A 21,507-nucleotide genomic window follows, 5' to 3' on the forward strand; every position below is an offset into this window, starting at 1 on the left:
AAGGTTGATGATGAAGTATCCGGCGCTTTTCAAGATCGCAGACAACGCATCCAACAACAGTCAGAGACGCTTCCTGCGTCTGATACGATTTGAATATCTACTGTTGTTGGTCGCATCCATCCTCTCTCTCGGCCTTTTGGAAACGAGATGGTATTACGTCGCCTATGCGGTTGTCTTTGGCGCTTCGATGTCAGTGATGTCATTCCGGTCGATGAAGAAGCCGGAAAAGACATGGTATCAGGCAAGAGCGCTGGCAGAATCGGTCAAGACACTTACATGGCGGTTCGCTATGAGAGCCGAGCCGTTTGATGATGACCGCGGCGTCGATGCCCGTAGAGATTTCCGCAACTTGTTGAATGAGGTTCTGAAATCCAACGAGGTGTTGAGTGAGGCGTTCAGTGATGAAGATCCAGCCGATGAACAGCTGCCGGGTGAGGTGCAGACCATCCGTGAGTTCAGTCTGGACCAGCGCCGAGATTACTACCTCAAGAACAGAATTGCTGACCAACGTGCCTGGTACGTTTTGAAAGCCAAGGCTAACAAGCGTTCGGCATCGATTTGGTTCTGGATCTCCTTCGCAGCTTACGCGGCGGGCTTTGCTTTCATTGTTACTCGTATCGTTGATCCCGTGGCCGTCGGATGGCCGACCGAGCCATTAATCGTTTTTGCATCTGCGGTGATTGGGTGGACCCAGATCAAGAAATTCAACGAACTTGCCGCGGCCTACAGCTTGACTGCTCAGGAGATCGGACTCACGGAAATCCTGATAACGGATGCGAAGACGAACAAGTCTTTCTCGAGCGCTGTCAATGAGGCTGAATTGGCATTTTCCCGTGAACATACGCAATGGGCCGCGAGGCAGCACCAAGGAGGTTGAACAGTTGTCTTACAAAGATCCTTCATACATCATCTTCGATGGGGACGAAGACAAATGGGCATACGCTTTCATGAAAGGGTGGAACGCCAACGAGCGTGTCGACTTCAATTTCAACAATGCTCACGACTTGGACAGCATGACGAGCCGTGCGCAGGGCGAGGATTACGTCAAAAAAAACCTCAAGGCACGGATGCAAAAATCCACTGCTGCGATTGTACTTATCGGCGAGAAAACGAAAAACCTCTATCGCTTTGTCAGGTGGGAACTGGAACTCGCCCTCTCATTAGATCTTCCGATTATCGCCGCCAATCTTAACAATAGCAAATCCCAGGATGACCGATGCCCGCCGATCATCAGAGATCGTTGCGTGGTGCACGTGCCGTTCAAAATGAAGCCAATCATGCACGCATTGGACGGTTGGCCGGCGGAATATCGGAATATGTCAACTTTGGAACGAGCGAAGGGATGGCGACAATACTCTGCCGAAACCTATCGAGGAATGGGGCTTTAGCATATGACTGACAAGAAGCCGCCACATAAACCTCCCGCACCGAGCGTGGTCGCTCACAGCCTCCTAAGAAGTTCCGCCATTAGCGACACGGTGAACCGAGCCGATACGATAGATCCGTTGACGTGATGCTGGTCGCCCTTGTGCTGGTCGGCCATATCCACCACCGTCTTAGCGCCGAAAAAGCGCGGTCGCTCCGGCGCGAGATCGCAGGCGCGATATATCGCGTGCATCTCCATGTCGATTGCTGCCATCTTTCGATGCTGCTTGGATATCGTATTGATCTTGGCGGGGTCAGCGATCACGGCAGAACCTGAGGCTACGGGACCGAGAACGAGGGGTTGATAAAGGATGGACTGGTCGGAGAACGTGTTGTCCTTGTAACTCAGACCGACCTTGTCTTTCTGGATGAAGTTTTCGAGTTCCTGTAGTTCGGTCGGATTGATGTGGACCTGATACGGCTCGATCTTGAACTCGTCGCTGTGAAACTTGCCCACTTGATACTCCCAAGTGAACGACGCTACGATCAAGCTACCGATCGACGACTCGCCGTTGACGCCTGCGCAAATTCCGGACATCGCTACGATTTTTGGGGAGTAAAGCTCGATCGCCTTTGCTGCAGTAATCGCCGCGTCGACCAAACCGGCGCGGGGCATTTTAATGCAAAGGCCTCGGCGATCGCCAATTGTCAGTGGGACACAGTTAAGGCCCCGGGCGATGAAAGTCTCCCCGAACGAACAGCCAGCAGCTGCTTTGAATGCGTTTCTCTCCTTCTCCAGGGCGCAGAATATTATGAAGTCATATCTAAACTTCACAGCTACTCTCTGGAGGCACATTTCGAGGGCCTGCACCCACTTGCCGTCAGCGCCATACTCAACCAGGAAAATACCGGCATCGGAAAAGTATCGCCGCCGCTCACCAACGATTTCGGAAAAACCGGACAAGGCGATCACCGAAGTTCCCTTATTATGGCTGCTGTCGTGTATCGTAGCAGCCAGTTCATCAGAGAGGTCGACGCCGGGTTCCGGATGGCGCGGAGGAAGTGAAAGATCCGTGATGATGAGGTCGAATTTTTGCTCGTAGATCTGTTTGGTCGCGCTCGACAGATCGATCGATCGTACCAATGTCTCGATCGACCCCTTGAAGTAGTTCGAGACGACCTCGGAAACCGCCCCAAACTTTTTGTCGTCATCTTCGATGATCAGAATCTTCATGGAATTTCCTTCATTGCGTCTGCTAATCCCTGTTCCCAAGTGTTGTCATTTTGCTTGAACTGGATCACGCGCATCACAGGCGTCCGATATAGTTCTTGCAGCCTTTTGGGTGCGTCAGTGAGTTTAACGTATGAACCCTCGATTTCGATTTCGGGGTACTGTGTGATAATCAGGAGTCGGACGGCTTTTTGCGCGTAGGACAGCTCATAGATGAGTTCTAGCCCGCCGGACGGTAGCGAAGTCGGAGAACCGCCTCGTGCGGCAAGATCATGGCTCGGAAGCGCCATGTCCAGAATGATAAGCTCAAATTCATCGCCTGAGAGCGCTTGAACGCCCGAATGGACGGATTGGCACCATTTGACATCCGTGTAGCCCACGGACTCCAGTAGAACCTTAATCCGGTCGTATTTAAAGCTATCGTCTTCGACAACCAGTATCATCTAGTTAGCCAATCGCAGTGGTGAAGGTTGCCCTGAAGGTAACCCGGTCGTCATGGTGGACTAACGCCTCAATATTAGTGATCTCGTCGACCTCCTGAGCGAGCTTCCGGACCTTCCTAATGCCGCTAAACCCTTCTTCGACCATCGCATTGTCGATGTCCGCTTCCATTGCATGTTGTAGCTGAGCGCGGACAAATTCGATCTCTCCCGGCTTGATCAGAGAGGTCAACGTCAGGACGATTTTTCTTTCGCGTTTGATGTCTGCGGTCACGATATCGAAAATTAAATCTCCGTCGGCAACACCGTGTTCGGCTACGTTGGCCACCAGAACCTCAAGGACGTCATAGACGTAGTGGTAACGGCTACCCATAAAAATAACGGTCGTGTCGCCCGATCTCACGATCTTGGGCTTAAATTTCGGCTCTTGTTCCATGATCTCACGCACCACCGCATCAAATAAAAGCGAGATTGGAGCGGAGGGAATGGCGTTCGATGGCTTCGAAAACCAACGAGTGGCGTCTTTGAATTTCTGTAGAGTGATGGCGTTGAGCCTGTGACAAAAGTCTCTGGCCAAAGGGTGTTTTGATGTATCAAGGAGGGGCGTGAGATCGCTAGGGTTTATAACTCCCACGTCGGCTCGCATACGATCGACGTAAGCTCGCAAGTTCTCGAGATCTTTCTCGACCAGAAGCCAAGAGTAGTCGATCAGCACTTTGGCGATAGACGATATGCTGGCGTCGGCGCGATACTTTTCGGTCAGGTCAGTGAGGGCCGCCTGTGTTGTATTGCGTTTATCAATCGACGCAATCTCTGCCATGATCGCCCCGCTGGGCTTTGATCTCGATTTAACGTGCAAGCGCTCAAGACCAAAGTGGTCGATAGCGTTCGCATATCGCTCGAGCCACTGATCAGTAGCATCCCGGAAAGCTACGACAGATCGAAGGTCTTTAAACTCCGGACCATCGATAAACGCGCTTACCTCGCTCACCATGTAGCCGCGCAATGTCCCGTGGCGAATGCGCCTGCCGATATAGGAGTCTATCCCATAGAACTTATTGGTACAGAACTCCGTGAAAGCACGCAGGATGACTGATGCGAGGCGTAAGCTCACGTCCTGTCTCACCTTGAGGGGATCCGCGATCTCTTCATTGGTCGTAATGACCTGTGGAACGACCAACGCGATACGGCATGCCTCTCTCAGGTCATCGATCAGCTTGTCCTCGACCCACTGCCCAAACCTGACAGGATCTACGTAGATGCGGTTCTCATTGAAGTCGCCGCGAATATCCTGAAGTTTAAGGTCTAGACGCAATGAATGCGCCCGTTCCGTCGTAACGCGATCGTCGAACTTTTTCCCGTACCACTCAAGGAGGGAGGCTTTGGCTTCAACGACGTCTTTAGCCTGGTGGTACAGCTGATAAAGTTGCACAAGAAAGTTTTCGGTGCAGGTGCTTAGGAAATGTTCAGCAAGGTGCCGCCCTTGATCGTTGAACGAATCCGCAAGTTTAACGATGTCGGAGTCGTAGTTCTCGATAATCAGGTCCTGTACAACTCTGCGGACGGCGTGCTCGCCGATATTGGATGGTTGCGAGTCGTGTTTGAGAATTAGCTCGAGGTATTTGCTCATTCGGTCATGCGGATACTCATAAAAAAGGGCTGAAATGGCGTCAGGATCAAGGAACATCGCGATATCCCTTGTCTGATTGAGGAGCTTAAGCAGCTGATGCGAACGTAGATCCGCGAATGTGTTTCCCAAACGCGCAAGATGCAACAGTGCAATGGACCGGGCAAACATGCCGGCGGATGCGTGATGGAAAGTGGTCTGTTCGACTGAAGTGCTGCTGTACGAGCTGGCAAGCAGTTTCATATCGAACGGTTCGGCGAAGAACTCGTTCAGCCGCTCGGTCGCGTGAAGGGAGGTGCGGAACAGCTCCTGCGACCTCATCGAAGAGTAGTAATCAAAGACAAAACGCTTAGAAGCGATGTTGCCATATTCCAGCCAGGCACATGAGCGGCGGTAGAATCTGAAATCGTCGTGTTCAGGCTCGTCCCTCGACACCTCGATTAGATTGAGCGTGTTAATTTTTCCAAAGGTGTCCGACCAGAACTTGATGATTTCGGGGTCCAGATACTGCTCAACGATCTCAGTGATGCCGAACTCGGTGCCGACGGGAGAGTTGAATGCGTAAAAACACACGATAAAGAGCGTGTCAGCGAGCGAGAGGAGACTGAACGACTGGATCGTGGATGAAAGCACCCCTGCTTGCGCATTGTGGGGGTAGAAGAAAAACTTCACGATGTCTTCGGACGTCTGGCTTATCTTCTGTTGTCCGAATACGGCGCTGAAGGACCGCCGCATTCCCCAATATGACACGGTATCGTCCATCATATCGTAGAGCGCCATCGTTATCGGATTCATACGTTTCCCGCTGTGAGCGGAAAAGTAGGTTTCGATGGTGGACGCTATGCTTCCGCCATCCCGGGTCCGATTGTTAAGGAAGACGAACTTCCGCAACAGCCAGTTACTATATCCGAACTCTGCGATGATCTGAATGTAGGCGCCTAGGGCTTCGTTCGACCGACCAGTCTCTGCCAACCGATTGGCGTTGCCAAACTTCTGAATAAAATCGCAGAGCTTGCTCTTCTCGCTATTAAGTCGAGCGATTTGTGCTGAGAGTTCATGGCTCAAGCTAACGTCAGCGAGGCGAACAACCCCTGCAGACGTAACTGGCTGCTTGGGGAATTTGTCGGTGTGCGGACGCTTACTGAACAAGGGATGTGTTTCCAGGATAGTATAAACTATCCGTGCCTCCGTTGGAGACATGGATTTCCGAAGATTATTGATGGTTTCCCGGAATGCTGATTCCTTCGTATTGGCTACGAGGCCACGCAATCTGTTAGCAGTGTCTTTCCTAAGTCTGTTGTGCATAGTGATTCTCCCGTATGCAATCTACGGAAGCAATGGCTGGGAAAACAACCAAATTCAGCAGTATTGAGGAGTTGATCCCGGAATAACTGGAAGATAATCCGGCGCATGTCGGTTGAGTTGGTACTCACGCGGAGTGACGCGCGCGCGCATCGGGGCTGCCCGAATTCGCGACTCTGTAGCTGCTTGCTCTGTATATCCGTCGTCTTCACATCGATACGCTGAAGGCGAGGGCCGAGAATTTTCAATAATTTATAGCTTGAGACGTAAGGTACCGTAGTTCACATCCTTTCACGGCGGAAACGACGAGTCCCGGCTCGGGCGTAGGCAATAAACATCCGAGCCGAGCACTCATTCAATTTTAGGCAGCTTCCCAGACCTGATTGAGAATCTTGGCGGTCAGTGCCGCCTTGTCTTGAGGCAGGAAGCGACCGTAATGCTGTTGCACGACATCGGGCGTGTCCTGAATGGCGTAGCTCGCCTGCTCGTAGGATCCGGTCTGTTTAAGGATATGCGTCGCGAGAATGTCCCGCAGGTTATGCGGACCATGCGGCAGCAAGCCCTTAATCGCGCCTCGCCCGGTGTAGGGGTTATAAATTCCATAGCGTTGGATGACGGTCCGCCAAGCCTCGTAGAATGTGGTGGAGTTGTAGGCGGCATCAATGCTGGTCGTCTTTACCGTCTTGACGAACAGGGTCCCCGGATCTTTGGCTCCGCCGAGCAGAACTCCACGGTGTTTGTCGATATACGCGTCGAGGTATTTGTAGAGATCGAGCAAATTGGGCAGGATCAGCCGGAAGGGCTTCTGTCCGAAGAAGGAGGAGCCGGAGTTTTTGAATGCGACCGATGGGATGAGGACCTCCCACCCATGATCGCGATCGCTCCAGCGCAATTCGCCGCATTTCAAGTCCTCAAGCCGGCGTTCGGATGTTGGATAATGGCCGCGCGGACAGACACGCAGTTGGCGAAGGTTCTTTTGCCGCAGCCCGAGGTGCAGGCCAAGCCGAAGCAGTAGGAATGATCTGACGGCTTCGGCCGCCGGTCGTGGATATCTGTTCTCGTCCGGCATGCGTTCAAGGATCTCTTCCGTGATCTTGCGATACTCGGCCAATGGACTCTCGGCCTCGAGAACGCACATGATAGGCTCGAACGGGTCGCGATGGACGCGCATGACGCGTTGGATTTCCTTCGAGCGGTTGCGGCATGCCGATGAAGAGCGTCGCAGGCACCGTCCCAATCACGGGCCGCGAATTCGATTTCGTCCAGCTCAACCAAACCTGAGATCGGCCTCACGTTGTTAAGCAATTCCGGGTGCTGTCGTATCCAGCCGACACCCGCGCGAGAAAGGGCTTGGGCGACCATCAGCATGTCTTCTTCCCATTTGGTATAGAAGCTGCGGCGCTGTTCTCGCCACTGCAGATACCAGTCCCAAACACCGGGGAAGATGAGGAGGCCAAAGCTCAGTTGGCTGAGTGGTACGCCATAGCCCTTTACTGCCCCGTTTGGTGAAGCGGCCAGCGCGCCAAACATCAGGCCGAGGTGTTCGATCTTCTGAGAGGCCGTTTCCTCACCCCAGACGCCGTTTCGCTGGAAACCAATCGCGGTCAGTGTCGAGGTTTTGAGACGGATAAGGTCAGCCATCTCCATGGCAAGTCTCGGTGGCGCGTCGACAACGCCGGAAAGCAAATCAGGATCGTCGAAATCTGCCGCGACGTCCTGATTGGCGCCAGCAGCGGAGGCCAACGATCGAGAGGCAAGAGCACTGCCGCCATCGGTGACACCGGGAAAGCGGATGGCATAACGTTGCCTGCTGGCCGCCGCCTGGTATCGACGATACTCCGTGGATCCGGAGATAATTACCCGGCGCACCCAATCAAGGATCTCTTCACGTTTGGTGAAGGGCAAACTGCTGAAATCATCCGGTAGGTGAAATGAAATTCTACGCCGCTCCGCCGGGCTGATGTCACCCAGATCATGGCCGTACAGTGAACGTGCCTGATGCGGCAGCTTCTCTTTTAAATACCCCTGTCGCAACCTGTAGCGCCGCTCGATGCGGCCAAGGATCGTGAAACTAGCAATAGATCGCGGCACGCGCTCGCCTTGGATCCAGGATAGCAGCGTCTTGTTGTCGAAGGTCTCATTCAGATGAATAACAGAGCGGTAGAGCTGCCAGTATGTGTCGCCAAACCGCCGCATGTGATAGACTAATGCGTCCTGAAAGCTTGCCGGATCTTCTGTCGCTTCGAATAGCGGTTCTGGAAAAGGACTGATCGGCTTCGGTGCAGGTCCACGCGGTGCGAAAGCTGAGTGAGCAGCATTGTCGCCTTCGCCGACGCGATGCGGCTTTCTGGTTGAGGAGGCGGTGGTTGTCTTTTTGTCTTGATCTGATTTCTTAGAGCGAAGGATCCGCTTCCGAGTTTTTAGGTCTTCGACAGCCGGCGGTGCGCCTAGCCATCGGATGATAGCATCCAAGCCTGGCCCCATCTGCTTTTTCAGTTCTGTCGTCAGCTCGGCTTCGATCCCACACGCCTGACCGATCGTCGTCCAGTCGATATGGCCATTCAGGAGCGGGGGCGATTTTCGATAGATGATGAAACTGACTAGGTAGGGCCGAATATTCTCCAGTACCCTTTTGGACGCAATCGGCGCGATACGCAGCTCGCAGAATTCTAATATCTTTCGCTGAAAATGATGTGATGAAAGGTCGTTTTTGGTCATGCTCTTTCCGTTTCTCTCGGCGTTAATCCCGAGGGCGAGCGGGAATATGAGGTGAGTTTTAAGAAAGGATGTATCGGGTCTGACACTGTGAATGTTGCCTCATCAGCATTATCCCTTTACTCAGATCACTCTGGATCAGCGCTCTGGACTTCGTGTCTCCGCGTTAATTAAGCGCGCTTATCTAAGTCTGTGGCTTAATTAAATGAAAAGCGTCTTGCTTAAATAACGAGCGAGCCCGATAGTGGGTTATGTCAGATTCCCAATCCAAAAATCGCTTAGGTCGCTTCGTCGAGACGACCGCTGCCAGTGAAACAGTACGGGCGTTCGTACCCCCACCTTTGCCGCCCGAACCGGCGATCGATGTGCTTTCATTGCTGGAGCGTCTCAGCTTGGCTGAGCGCGCACTAGGCCGCTTGGACGGTATCACAATGTTGCTGCCGCGGCAGGAGCTGTTTCTTTATATGTATGTGAGAAAGGAAGCTGTTCTTTCCTCGCAGATCGAAGGAACGCAGTCGACGCTTTCCGATCTCTTGCGGTTTGAGACGGAAGCGCAGGCGGGGCAGCCGGTCGATGATATTCGTGAAGTCTCCAACTATGTTGATGCCATGATGTATGGTTTGGAGCGGCTGGAAACGCTGCCCATGTCATTGCGTCTGATCCGCGAAATGCACGCCAGGCTCCTACAAAGTGGGCGAGGCGGCTCCAAGGATCCAGGAGAGTTCCGCCGCTCGCAAAATTGGATTGGCGGCACGCGCCCCGGTAACGCACTCTTTGTGCCGCCACCCCTCACTGAAATGGCCGGTTGCCTGGATGCTTTCGAGCACTTCATCCATGACGACCGATCGCGGCTACCAGCACTCATCAAAGCCGGCCTGCTGCATGTGCAGTTTGAAACGATCCATCCATTTCTCGATGGCAATGGTCGTATCGGCCGGCTGATCGTAACCCTATATCTCTGCATGAACGGCGTTCTGAGAAAGCCGCTGCTATACCTCAGCCTTTACCTGAAGTCCCATCGGCGAGAATACTATCGGCTACTGCAAGAGGTTCGCGAACAGGGAAACTGGGAAGCCTGGCTAGACTTTTTCCTGGCCGGCGTGGCCGATACAGCCAATCAGGCTTTTGAGGCTGCGACTCAGATCGTCGCTCTTTTCAAGGAAGATCGGGAGCGGATCACTATGGAGAGTGATAGAGCAGGGTCGGCGCTGCGCATTCACGAGCTTTTCCAGCAGAATCCTTTTCACACGGCGAACCAGATTGTCCAGATTACAGGCTTGTCTGCGCCAACGGTCAACGCAGCGCTCGCCGATCTGGAGCGCTTAGGCATCGTTGATGAAGTAACCGGCCGCAAGCGAGGTCGCGTGTTCAGCTATCGAAGATATCTTGCAATTCTAAGCGAAGGCACCGATCCTCTACCGCTCAGTTCATGACAAATTGATGGATCGATGGTTCTATTTGCATCACGGCGGCGCCATCGCGAGCAGACCGGCAACGAGCAAATCTGGGGATAGATACTTTCGCTTCTCACTCGGCCTTACGCCGGCCGAGAGGACCGCTCGAGGTAAATCAGCGTAGGTTGGGGTGACAGAACGCCATGCAATTTCGTGCCGCCATTTTGACGTGCATTTAGCCGGTTGCGCTCGCACGCGCTGATGTTAGTTTATAAGGGAGTGCCGATGGACTGGCGATCTGTCGGAGGCCTTTTTCGCCGTGAGGGGGGCACATATCGTGTCGGCGCAAGGATCATAATAGATACAGGGAAGATCTGGGGGACGTCTCGCCGCCTTTTCTGGTTGGTGCTGCTGTTGTGCCTTACCAAAGGTGTTGGGGGAGCTGAAGAGCCGCAACGGGTGCTGTTGTTGCATTCGTTTGGTGCGCGGTTTTCCCCGTTCAACGCCTTCTCGAGCGCCTTTCGCGTTGATCTCATAAGTCGTTCGCTAAGGCCGATCGACATCTACGAGGCATCGCTTGAAACCGCGCGCTTTTCTGCTGACCAGCAGAACGACCCGTTCGTGGACTACATCACCGCTCTGGTAAGGGCGCGGGCGCCGAAGCTTGTTGTCGCTATCGGGGGTGCTGCCACGCGATTTGCCCAGGCTCATCGCAGCGAATTATTTCCCTCGACACCTATGCTTTTCACGGCTCTGGACGAGCGCGTGTTGAAGGCCGACTCTCTGACAGCCAATGACGCTGCGGTCACCGTCAGTCTCGACCTGCCGGCAATGGTCGAAAACATACTGCAGGTGCGGCCCGAGACGAAAAAAGTCTTTGTCGTGATCGGCAGCTCTCCGCTCGAACGGTTCTGGGCGCAGGAAGCCGAGGCGGCTTTCAAGCCCTTTCAGGATCGGGTTGCCTTCGAGTTTTCCAGCTCAATGTCGTTCGACCAGATCGTTTCCCGGGTTGCGGCGTTGCCGCCCAGCACAGCGATCCTGTCAGGCCTGATGGTCGTCGATGCGGCAGGGGTGCCTTACGAAGAGGATCGGGTAATCGCCAGACTGCATGAGGCCGCCAGCGCTCCGTTGTTCGGCCTGTTTGACAGTCAACTCGGCAAGGGCATTGTTGGTGGACCTCTGTTGGCAATTGACGATCTCGCCAGCGACGCCGCCGATGCCTCGTTGCGAATGCTCGCCGGCGATGCGCCAGCCGATATCCACATACCTCCTCGCCGCCCCAGCGCGCCGACCTTCGATGATCGGGAGCTCGCCCAGTGGGGAATACCCGAAAGTCGCTTGCCAGCAGACAGCGTCGTGCTGTTCAGGGAGCCGACTTTCTACGAAACCTATCGATGGCAAATCCTCGGTGTTTTGGCTCTTCTGCTGATCGAAACGATCTTTGTCGTTGCGCTGCTTGAACACCGCAGGCGGTTGAGACGAACCAAGCAAGAGTTGAGTGTCAGCGAGGAGCGTCTGAGCACGGCTGCGATTGCCGCCGACGTTGGCCTATGGGTATGGGACATACAGAAGAACGACATCTGGGTGTCGGAGAGTGGGCGACAACTGTTCGGCCTCGGCGTCGAGGGGACGACGTTCGAGCACTTGGTCAAAGTGGTCCATCCCGATGATCGCAGGCCGTTCTGGCGCGCCGTTGGCGAGGCGCTTACCCAGAGAGGGGAGTTCGAGCCGCGGTTTCGCCTCACTGTGCCGGGCCGCGGCCTTCGTTGGGTCTCCTCACGCGGACGAGTGGAATTCGATTCCGCGGGCAAACCCAGCCGCATGCGCGGCGTAGCTGTCGACATCACCGGCCGGCAGGCAGCGGAGGAGGAGGCAAGGGAGCTGAGCGGCCGGCTCATTCATGCTCACGAAGACGAGCGGGCGCGGCTTGCGCGTGAGTTGCACGACGATGTCACGCAGAGGCTGGCAGTCCTCGCCATCAATGCGGGCCGCGCTGAGCGAAGCGCGGACAGCCCCGCCGACAGTGCCGCGATGTACGAGATGCGCGAGGAGCTGGTTCGGCTGAGCGAGGATGTGCATTCGCTGTCTTATCGACTTCATCCATCGATCCTCGAAGATCTTGGACTTGAGGAAGCGTTACGGGCCGAGTGTGATCGTTTTGCCGCCTTGGAACGGACGATCATCAATCTGGATACCGAGAACTCCACCACGAACATATCGCCGGATATCGCCTTGTGCCTGTTCCGTATCGCCCAGGAGGCGCTCCGCAACGTCGGCCGTCATGCAGGCGCCAGCCGAGTGCGGGTATCTCTGGTCCAGAGGGGTGACAAGTTGAACCTGACTATCAAGGACAATGGCAAAGGCTACAATCCGCTGGCCGTAACGGGGAAGGCGAGCCTCGGTCTTGCCAGCATGCGGCAACGCGCCAGATTGGTCGGCGGAACAATCGAGATCGAAAGCGCCACGGGAACCGGGACCACCGTGTTCGCGTCGGTTCCACTGTAGGAGAAGGCCGATGGAACGGCTACGGTTGCTGCTGGCAGATGACCACGTAATGATCGCGGAAGGCCTGAAGCGTATTCTTGCCGACGATTTTGAGCTGATCGGTGTGGTGGAAGACGGCCGAGCGCTCGTCGACACCGCAAGGAGGCTCAAACCCGACGTCGTGGTCACCGACATTTCAATGCCCAACCTCAACGGCATCGAGGCTATCTACCACCTGAAGCGCGACAACCCGGCCATCAAGATCGTTATCCTGACGATGCACCAGACGGCGGCGTACGCGCGTCGCGCGATCGAAGCCGGCGCCTCCGCCTTTGTGGTGAAGCACGCGGCACCGGCCGAGCTGGTGATGGCCATCCACGCCGCATCCAAGGGGAAGACCTTCATCGCTCCTTCAATGACCGCGGAAGTGCTGACGGATATCGAGCGCGGCCCCAAGCACGATGCCGAGCCCGGCCATGCGGTTCTCACCCAGCGCCAGCGCGAAATACTGCAATTGCTGACCGAGGGACGCTCCGCCAAGGAGATTGCGGCGGCGCTCTCGATATCACCGAGGACCGTGGAATTCCATAAATATCAGATGATGGACACACACCGTCTGCGCAACAGCGCCGAGCTCCTCCACTTCGCGATCAAGAACGGCATCGTCACAGTCTGAACGCTTGAGGCCCCGTAAATTTTCGGGCTGAGAACCCGTATTTTTGCGAGGTGACATTTCAGTTCCCTCGACCGACTTTTTAGGCTGTCCGCCTAAGGGAGGGTACGATTAGCCAGTCACCTCGCTGCGCTCTGCTAGCCGACCGCCACCTGGCCTTGAGCGACGGCATTCGCGGTCTATTGGAGACGACGTTTGCCGTTGTCGTGATGGTCGCGGACGAACCGTCGTTGTTTACGACCATCGACCGTATGCGCGTGGAGCTTGCCGTTGTGGACATATCGATTTCGCATGGCAACGGCTCGAATATCATCAGCCGGCTACGCGAACAGTTTTGCGACCTCAAGCTGATCGCTATCAGCGTTCACGACGAGCCGAGTGTCCGCCGCGCAGTCTTGCGGGCGGGAGCGGATGCGTTCGTGCTCAAGCGAGCGATTGCAACAGACCTCATCCCCGCGCTGGATGCGGCGCTCATAGGCAGTGCTGAGCGGTGACGGGCACTTGAACAGTGAGTTCCGCCGCAGCAACACGAGTGTTGAGACAAGAATTATCAATAGAAATCGTGAGGTTATGGACGGCTCAACCTCCGAGGGCGGGCCTTCGAGAAGGCTTTGACCGATGAGGCGAGCGCTCACCTCGTAAATTTTCCACCCGGGAACTCGTAATATTACGAGGTGATTTTGGGCCTCGTTTTAAGCAACCTAGCGTTGGGGTCAGCGCCAAGCGGGCGTCTGGCTAGCATCTATGTCGATCCTGCGGCGCCTACCCGTACTCGCCTTCTCATTGAGGCAACTGAGCAAGTCGCAGAATACCGTGAAATTGTTGAGGGGAAGCGCATGCAGAAACGATCTCGCATTTTCAGTTGCGCGCTTTTGACGACGTTGGTTGCCGCCAGCGTCGTCCGCGCGGAGACGATCAGCTTTGCAGATGCCGTGTCGACGCTCGCTCAGGCCTGTAGCACCGACATCAAGAAGCACTGCAAGGGCGTGAACCTCGCCAACAACAGCATTCAACAATGCCTGCAGCAGCATCAGGCCGAGGTCTCCCCGACCTGCACCACGACGCTCGGTGAGGTGACGAATTCGATCCAGCAGCGTCTGGAGGCACAGGCCAGCGTTACCAAGATTTGCCGCGAGGATGCCGCGCGGGTCTGCCACGACGTGGCACTCGGCGAGGCGAACCTTGTCAATTGTCTGGCCAGGGCGACAGAGGTCGTCGGCAAGAAGTGTAGTCAAGTCATAACTGATGCCGGTTGGCGATAACCTTGCTGGGAGGGGCAAATGCGGATTTCAGAATTTCGGTTCACGCTCACATTGGTTGGTTTGGTCGCAGCGGGTGCTGCGAGCGCAGAAACGTTCACGAACCAGCAGCTGATCGCGACCCTTGGCCAAGTGTCCGAGGGAGCGCCATCGATCGACGCGGCGCTCCTCGTCGAGGAGGTCGCTGCAAATGTCGGCAAGGGAAGCGATGCGCTGCCGACGTGGTCCCGGCTCGCGGCGATGCCGCAGATCAACGTCGATATCGAGTTTGAACTCAACTCGGTGGCGATCGCACCGGAGTCGTATCGAAATGTCGGCGTGATCGCTGATGCGCTGCATGATCCGAGACTGCTCGGCCACAAGATCTTGATCGTCGGTCACACCGATTCGACCGGCGATGCGAAAGACAATCTCAAACTCAGCGCGGCCCGCGCCGATGCGATCCGGGACGCTTTGAGTACGACATTCGCCGTCGCACCCGACCGGCTGTTCGCGGTTGGGGTCGGTGAGGAAATGCCATTGAACGTCGCCGATCCGAAGGCCGCCGCAAATCGGCGGGTCCAGCTAATCAACGTCGGATTGCTCAAGTAGCGCTGTCTGGAAGGAGCCCATGATGAATATCACCCGTCGAACCCTGACTTTCGCTGGCCTCAGCCTCCTCGCTGGAACCGCAATCTCTCCTGCGTATGCCGAGTTCGGCGAAGGAGGATTGCAGCTCGGTGCGGACCTTGAGGATTTCTGGATCGCCACCGATGCATACATCTACGGCTACCCGTTGGTGACCATGGAGATGACGCGCCGCGTAATGACCAACGTTGCCGAGCTCAAGGGCACGCGCGGCCCAATGGGGCATATCATCAAGCTACGGCAGTATCCGGACTCGTCCTTCAAAGATGTCACCGCACCGAACGCTGATACACTTTACACGACCTCCTGGCTTGATGTCGGCAAGGAGCCCTACGTGCTCAGCGTGCCTGATATGAACGGCCGGTACTTCCTGCTGCCGATGCTCGATGGCTGGACAAACGTCTTTCAGGTGCCGGGCAAGCGGACGACGGGCACGGGGCCGCAGACATATGCGATCACGGCCCCCGGCTGGAGTGGCAAGCTTCCCGACGGCGTCACGAAATACGAGTCCCCGACCAACATCGTCTGGCTGCTCGGCCGAATTTACTGCACGGGAACCCCCGAGGACTACGCCGAGGTCCACAAGCTGCAGGACGAGTTCAAGCTGGTCCCGCTCAGCGCCTATGGCAAGGACTACACGCCGCCTGCCGGCAAGGTCGATCCGTCAATCGACATGAAAACGGCCGTGCGCGACCAGGTGAACCGTCTGACTGCCGTCGAGTATTTCACGCTGCTTGCGGAGCTCATGAAAACCAACCCGCCATCAGACGCAGATGCGCCAGCACTGGAACGGTTTGAGGGCATAGGATTGGTCGCGGGCAAAGATTTTGACGCCAGCAAGCTGAAGGCTGACTTCCAGAAGCGGATCCCGACGGTCGGGTTCGATCGGATCATGTTGCAGTTCAAGATCAACAGCCAGGTCAAGAATATGAATGGCTGGGCATTTACGACCAAGACCGGGCTTTACGGCACCGACTATCTCATGCGGGCTCTTGTCACGGCGATTGGTCTCGGTGCCAATCGCCCGCAGGACGCGGTCTATCCGACGTCCCAAAAGGATGCCCACGAGCGGGCCTATGATGGCCGGAAGAATTACGTCATCCACTTCGACAAGGGCAAGGCGCCACCGGTCTCCGGCTTTTGGTCGATCACCATGTATGACGAGAGCTACTTCTTCGTCGCAAACCCCATCAATCGCTACTCCATCAGCCCCCGACAGGATCTGAAGTACAACGCCGATGGGTCGTTGGACCTTTTCCTGCAGCACGAGTCTCCGGGTGCAGGCAAGGAGTCGAACTGGCTGCCTGCACCGGCCGGCAAGTTCCTCCTGATGCTCAGAATGTATTGGCCGAACGAGAACGCCCCTTCGATCATCGATGCGACCTGGACGATCCCGCCCGTTGAGGTGCGCAGCTAGTGCGTCCGGCCCGTCGTCCAACCGGGACGACGGGCCGGATCGTTCTCACCATTCGAAGGAGAAATACCCATGACCTTCAAAAGAACTGCATTCACCATTGCAGCCTTGGCGGGCTTTGCCCTATCCGCCGGCACCGCGCTGGCACAGGACGCGATTTCGGCTCCCGCCGCGAAGTCCATCGGCGCGCCGAGCAATCAGAAGACCGAGCTGGTTCCCTCGCTGATCGTGATGAATTCCGGCGGTGCGACATTGAAGGGCGATACTCTCACCCTGACGAGCATTTCCGGCAACTCGATCCTGTTCGCCGATCGGCCGGTTCGCTCCGCCGGCCATGCCTTGACCAAGCACTTGCTGGAAGAATGGGCACAGGGCGGCAGCTTTGAAAAGGATCCGCCGAACGCTACCATCTCGGTGCTGAACAAGGACGCGTCAGGTGTCGAAGACGCTGTCGTCGTCCTGAAGGAACCGAAGCTCGAAGGCGCGAACCTGTCGTTCAAGGTGGATGTGCTCGAGGGCGGTCTTTCCAAGGCCGATGGCCCTGCATCGATCTTTATCGACATCATTGGCATGCCGAGAACACCGATGTCCTTTGCAGGCGTGGCACGCCGCACTGCATTTCGGGGAGCATGGTATGCCGGAGCCGCAGCGGGAGCAGCGGCTGCCTACGGCCGGCCCGCTTGTGGCTTCTATCCATATCCTCCCTGCTACTAGGACCCGAGACTTCAATGCGGTTGAAATTCTGGACGATGTCATTAAGTGCGGCGCTGTTGCTCAACAGCGCCGCACTTGCCGCCGATATGGCGCGCACGGTCACTCCTGACGCCAAGGAGATCGAAACGGAGAGTGGCTGGACCTTTGTCTTTGCACCCTATTTCTGGGGCGCGGGGCTATCCGGTGACGTTGCCCAGTTCGGCCTGCCGGCGGTTCATGTGGATACGTCATTCAGTGAAATCTGGGACCATCTCGACTTTGGCGCCATGGCCATAGGAGAAGCTCGCTACGACCGATACTCCGTTTTCGGCGACGTTCTCTACACAAAGATATCCGGCAGCAAAGCGACACCCTTTGGGGTTCTAGCCGATGAAGGGAAGCTCGAAACTGAAGTTTTCAGCGGACTCATTGGCGGTGGATATTCGGTGTTGGAAGATGCGACCGGCCAGCTTGACGTTGTCGGCGGCGCGCGGATTTGGTCGGTCGACACGACGATTTCGTTGCAGGGTGGCTTTCTCGACGGCAGATCGAGGAGCGATGGCGACACCTGGGTCGATGCCGTCGGCGGCCTCAAGGGAAGCTATTCGCTGACCCCGGATGTCTACCTCAGTGGATGGGGTCTTGTTGGGGGTGGTGGCGCAAACCTCGACTGGGACGTTGCTGCAACCGTCGGCTACAAATTCAACGAGACTTTTTCAGCTCTGGTCGGATATCGTGCCATCGGCGTCGATTTCGAGAACGACGGCTTCGAGTTCGACGTCGTCCAACAAGGGCCCATCTTCGGCTTGGTCGTTCATTTCTAGTTCGATGCCACAGACGCGGAGGGATTGGATTGGTCAATTTTTTCCAGAGTTCCGGCAGCGTCGTTCGATGCTCGCTCGGCTCTCTTAGCGCAGCGATGATCCTGACCTTGCTCTGTGCCTGTGCGGGCCGCCCCACGGGCGTGCTCGAACCGGTAACAGCCAATGCCTCAGCAAGTCAGGTCGAGATGCTCGTTGCCACGACCCGTGCGAAAGCAAATAACCCGGGCGAGATGTTCAGCGGCGAGCGCGCTCGCGCGCCGAACTATGCTGACATAACTGTATCCATTCCGCCGGCCAAGGCCCGAAAAGTGGGGGACGTCGCCTGGCCGCGGCGGCTGCCGCCAAATCCTGCGACGGATTTTGCGACGCTGAAGGCCGAGGAAATCGACCGCCGTACGGCAGAACAATGGCTGAGCAACCATGTGCGCAAGACCTCGGACGGCAGCGTTCTGGTCTTCATACACGGGTTCAACAACCAGTTTGACGACGCGGTCTTTCGTTTCGCGCAATTCGTGCATGATTCAGGCGCTCACAGCGTGCCGGTGCTCGCGACATGGCCATCACGCGGCAAACTGCTGGACTACGGCTATGACCGCGAAAGCACCAATTTCACGAGAAACGCTGTCGAAAATTTGTTTCAATATCTGGCGCGTGATCCGCAGGTGAAGGAAGTGTCGATCCTGGCCCACTCGATGGGCAATTGGCTGGCGTTGGAATCCTTACGCCAAATGGCCATTCGCAACGGAGGCCTTCCAGCCAAGTTCAGGAACGTCATGTTGGCGGCGCCGGACGTCGATGTCGACGTTTTCGGCTCGCAGATCGTTGACATGGGCAAGCAACGGCCGCGCTTCACGCTCTTCGTTTCTCGCGACGACCGCGCGCTTGCTGTCTCCCGCCGCCTCTGGGGCAACGTCCCCCGATTGGGAGCAATCAATCCTGACCAGTCACCCTATCGGGAGGAATTGGAAGCGAACAAGATCACCGTTATCGATCTGACGAAGCTTAAGGAGGGGGATAGCCTTCACCACACGAAGTTCGCCGAGTCGCCCGAGATCGTCCAACTGATCGGCAAGCGCCTGTCCGACGGACAAACCTTGACCGACAGCAGGCTGGGGCTTGGCGACGGTATCGTCTTGGCGACGACCGGCGCTGCGCAAACAGTCGGGACGGCCGCCGGCTTGGTCATTTCTGCTCCGGTCGCCATCGTCGATCAAAACACGCTGCAGAACTACGGCCACTATGCCGAGACGCTTGTCGCGTCTGGCAGTGAATCGGAGCCGCATATAGCCAAAAGCAGGTGTAACCCCACCAGCCAGACAGAAGCCAAAAACTGCGATCGTTAGGCTGCTGCAACAATGGCTTGCGCTTGGATGAAAACTCGTCCCCACTGTCCTTGGTAAGCTGCTTGGCGATAGTCCGCCACGTCACCATTGGTTCAACAGGCCAGAAAAACAAAAACTGCTGAGCCACGCGGCCACCCTCGTGATCAACCTCCCAAGGTGAGCTCAAGATAGGAGATGTTATGCTGAACGAAATTACAGCTGCTGAACAGATCTCTCGCGTGATTTCGCAGGCGACTGCCCCGGCCTTTCTATTGGGTGCGGTCGCAGCATTCATCTCGGTTCTGATCACGCGCATGAACCGCATCGCGGATCGCAGCAATGTCTTGAGCGCCTTTCCCGAGGGGGACAACAGCCGCAGCCACCTTCAGGTCGTTCTACCGCGGTTGAAACGGCGTGCGAGGTTGCTCAACAAGGCGATTGAATTTGCCGTGATGAGCGGGATATGCACGACAGTGCTTGTCATATTGGCTTTTGCCAGCTCTCTTCTCAACCTCAAGCACGAATATGGTGCGGCGGTCATGTTCTCGATAGCGCTTCTATTCTTCGCCGCCTCCCTGGTTACATTGCTGTTGGAAGTGCGCGCCGCGCTCCACGACCTCGATTTCTATGTGTAGGTGACGTCGAACATCAGGATAGGAGCACCTATCTGAAAGCGCATATCGTTCTCGTCTTTCAGGGCATAGAGGGGAAGCACTATCCGGTCTTCGCTGAATCCCCTTTCCGCCATCGACGGCCCGATAAGGCCATATCTGGCGGTAAATTTTCAGCTAAACGGGCCGCTCACAAGAAGTTCATGGAATCGATGCAACGCGGGTCGACGGTTCTGATCCTATCAAGAGCAAGTTGCCCGGTATCGGCCCATTCGCGGCTAACCTGAAATCCGCTCCATGCAAACTGCCTTTACGAGCTCCTGCAATACCCTCACGCGCTCGACCAGCCAGGCGAGTTCCTCGCTGGTGATGGTGTATTTCGACGAATACCGCGCCTCGACGTAGGCCCGCGACAAGAGCTCGAAGCAGCGCCGTGAAAACCTGTTGTCACGCGGCCATGCCTCGACCAGCCGATTATCCACCCCCTCGGCCTGGGAGCGCAGCACCTTTATCCGATGAGACTTGGGGCTGTAGAGCGTGAGTGTTAACAGGGCACAATGATAGGCACTCTCGGTTGCTTGGTGAAGCATGAAAACGCCGTGACGCCAAATGCCATTCGACAGACCGTATTCAGCAAGTCTCAACGCTTCTTCAGACAACCTATGCCATTGTTCAAAGAAGCTCTTTGCTTCGACATCGGCATCCACCGCCATCAGCGGCTTCGGTTGCGCCAGCGGATGGCCGGGCTCCTCGTAGAGGGGAATGCCGTCTCTGGCGATGTCGACGAAGAAGGGGCGACCGCGGGAAAGCTGGTCGTTGACATCGGCCAGCGTGTGGACGATCGGCACGACCGGGGTTTCGATGCGATGGGCGATCTGCTCCGTCAATAGCCGCTCCTCGATGTTCTCCCAGAGCTCGTGCTCCTCGGCAAAGGCCTTGCTGTTGACGACGATCAGGAGATCGTAGTCGGAGCGATAGCCGCTCAGGTGATCCTCGACCCAGTCGCCGCGGCCATAAGAACCATAGAGAATGACCTTCAGGATCCTGCCGAAATTGCGCTTGGCCGACAGCTTGCCGGCCTGGAAGCGTTCGACCTCGGCAAACAGGATCTCGAGAATCCGCGCCAGTTCGCGCCGCTTCCTGTCCGGCAGGTGTTCGATATGGTCGGTCAGGGTCAAAGCCGCGTCAAAGCCTTCGGTCAGAATCGCATCCATCGTAGCGGTTCCGTCATGATTGCACACCAAATCCTTTTACGGGATTTCTTTCATGGGAACAATCCAAGGATGTGGTCATTGCGCGATACATCTGTACTTAGATGGAATGCTGCGGGCAGCCAGTCCCGCCCGGCCACCGACGGCAGACTTCGAAACCAATCTCGATCTTGGATAAATCAAAGACTGCGGTAAGCGCTGAAGTTTCCGGTGACGCGGCTATCACAGCTAAAAACCCAATGGCTCTGGCGGCGATCCAGGTCGGGATCCGGCCGCCATCAAACGAGATTAATGCGGCGATCATCGCCGCAAAAA

Annotated in this window: 17 protein-coding genes and 1 pseudogene; 13 read left to right on the forward strand and 5 right to left on the reverse strand. The window is 56.2% G+C overall.

Translation table 11 applies throughout. The features are described 5' to 3' along the window. Window positions 1-7: 7 nt before the first annotated feature. Window positions 8-877 carry a DUF4231 domain-containing protein gene (locus NBG89_RS31640; protein WP_431324856.1) on the forward strand — a complete coding sequence of 290 codons (870 nt, stop codon included), beginning with the start codon at window positions 8-10 and terminating at the stop codon, window positions 875-877. Window positions 878-881: 4 nt separating this feature from the next. Further along, window positions 882-1,388 carry a TIR domain-containing protein gene (locus tag NBG89_RS31645; RefSeq protein ID WP_431324857.1) on the forward strand — a complete coding sequence of 169 codons (507 nt, stop codon included), beginning with the start codon at window positions 882-884 and terminating at the stop codon, window positions 1,386-1,388. 53 nt (window positions 1,389-1,441) lie between these two features. On the opposite strand, the gene NBG89_RS31650 is transcribed toward NBG89_RS31645, so the two are convergent. The 4 genes and pseudogenes from NBG89_RS31650 to NBG89_RS31665 form a co-directional block, all read right to left on the reverse strand. Then, a complete protein-coding gene (locus tag NBG89_RS31650) occupies window positions 1,442-2,599 on the reverse strand; it encodes a hypothetical protein (protein WP_431324858.1) in 1,158 nt (385 codons plus the stop codon). After that, entirely contained in the window at window positions 2,596-3,039 is a 444-nt protein-coding gene (locus NBG89_RS31655; RefSeq protein WP_431324859.1) for a response regulator, read from the reverse strand. The genes NBG89_RS31650 and NBG89_RS31655 overlap by 4 nt, the downstream gene beginning before the upstream one ends. Before the next feature lie 4 nt (window positions 3,040-3,043). Next, on the reverse strand, window positions 3,044-5,812 hold the full coding sequence (locus tag NBG89_RS31660) for a hypothetical protein (protein ID WP_431324860.1): 2,769 nt from the start codon (window positions 5,810-5,812) through the stop codon (window positions 3,044-3,046). A 514-nt stretch (window positions 5,813-6,326) separates the two neighbouring features. After that, window positions 6,327-8,683 (reverse strand): annotated as a pseudogene (locus NBG89_RS31665) (hypothetical protein). A gap of 248 nt (window positions 8,684-8,931) precedes the next feature. Here NBG89_RS31665 and NBG89_RS31670 point away from each other — a divergent pair. The 11 genes from NBG89_RS31670 to NBG89_RS31720 all read left to right on the forward strand — a co-directional run bounded on the left by NBG89_RS31670 (window position 8,932) and on the right by NBG89_RS31720 (window position 20,005). Then, window positions 8,932-10,113 (forward strand): Fic family protein, encoded by a 1,182-nt coding sequence (locus NBG89_RS31670; protein ID WP_431324861.1) that lies wholly within the window; start codon window positions 8,932-8,934, stop codon window positions 10,111-10,113. Between the two features lie 375 nt (window positions 10,114-10,488). Continuing rightward, the gene (locus NBG89_RS31675) at window positions 10,489-12,579 is read left to right on the forward strand and encodes a PAS domain-containing protein (protein ID WP_431324862.1); all 2,091 of its coding nucleotides are present in this window, start codon (window positions 10,489-10,491) and stop codon (window positions 12,577-12,579) included. A 10-nt stretch (window positions 12,580-12,589) separates the two neighbouring features. Further along, the gene (locus tag NBG89_RS31680) at window positions 12,590-13,234 is read left to right on the forward strand and encodes a response regulator (RefSeq protein ID WP_431324863.1); all 645 of its coding nucleotides are present in this window, start codon (window positions 12,590-12,592) and stop codon (window positions 13,232-13,234) included. Window positions 13,235-13,365: 131 nt separating this feature from the next. Beyond that, window positions 13,366-13,725, forward strand: coding sequence for a response regulator (locus NBG89_RS31685; RefSeq protein ID WP_431324965.1), 360 nt, complete (start codon window positions 13,366-13,368; stop codon window positions 13,723-13,725). A 342-nt stretch (window positions 13,726-14,067) separates the two neighbouring features. Continuing rightward, the gene (locus NBG89_RS31690) at window positions 14,068-14,493 is read left to right on the forward strand and encodes a hypothetical protein (RefSeq protein WP_431324864.1); all 426 of its coding nucleotides are present in this window, start codon (window positions 14,068-14,070) and stop codon (window positions 14,491-14,493) included. A gap of 18 nt (window positions 14,494-14,511) precedes the next feature. After that, window positions 14,512-15,081, forward strand: coding sequence for an OmpA family protein (locus NBG89_RS31695; protein WP_431324865.1), 570 nt, complete (start codon window positions 14,512-14,514; stop codon window positions 15,079-15,081). Window positions 15,082-15,103: 22 nt separating this feature from the next. Beyond that, the gene (locus tag NBG89_RS31700) at window positions 15,104-16,534 is read left to right on the forward strand and encodes a DUF1254 domain-containing protein (protein WP_431324966.1); all 1,431 of its coding nucleotides are present in this window, start codon (window positions 15,104-15,106) and stop codon (window positions 16,532-16,534) included. Window positions 16,535-16,603: 69 nt separating this feature from the next. Further along, complete coding sequence (locus NBG89_RS31705; protein WP_431324866.1) at window positions 16,604-17,245, forward strand: hypothetical protein; 642 nt, start codon at window positions 16,604-16,606, stop codon at window positions 17,243-17,245. Window positions 17,246-17,259: 14 nt separating this feature from the next. Beyond that, complete coding sequence (locus tag NBG89_RS31710) at window positions 17,260-18,048, forward strand: hypothetical protein (protein ID WP_431324867.1); 789 nt, start codon at window positions 17,260-17,262, stop codon at window positions 18,046-18,048. A 95-nt stretch (window positions 18,049-18,143) separates the two neighbouring features. After that, window positions 18,144-19,391: an alpha/beta hydrolase gene (locus tag NBG89_RS31715; protein WP_431324967.1), complete on the forward strand. Its 1,248-nt coding sequence runs from the start codon at window positions 18,144-18,146 to the stop codon at window positions 19,389-19,391. A 179-nt stretch (window positions 19,392-19,570) separates the two neighbouring features. Then, window positions 19,571-20,005: a DUF2721 domain-containing protein gene (locus NBG89_RS31720; protein ID WP_431324868.1), complete on the forward strand. Its 435-nt coding sequence runs from the start codon at window positions 19,571-19,573 to the stop codon at window positions 20,003-20,005. Between the two features lie 254 nt (window positions 20,006-20,259). Here the strand turns inward: NBG89_RS31720 and NBG89_RS31725 are convergent, their stop codons facing one another. Then, window positions 20,260-21,195: a HEPN domain-containing protein gene (locus NBG89_RS31725; protein WP_431324869.1), complete on the reverse strand. Its 936-nt coding sequence runs from the start codon at window positions 21,193-21,195 to the stop codon at window positions 20,260-20,262. Between the last annotated feature and the right edge of the window lie 312 nt (window positions 21,196-21,507).

This window comes from Rhizobium sp. YTU87027, assembly GCF_050644135.1.
In the GTDB taxonomy this organism is placed as follows: domain Bacteria; phylum Pseudomonadota; class Alphaproteobacteria; order Rhizobiales; family Rhizobiaceae; genus Rhizobium.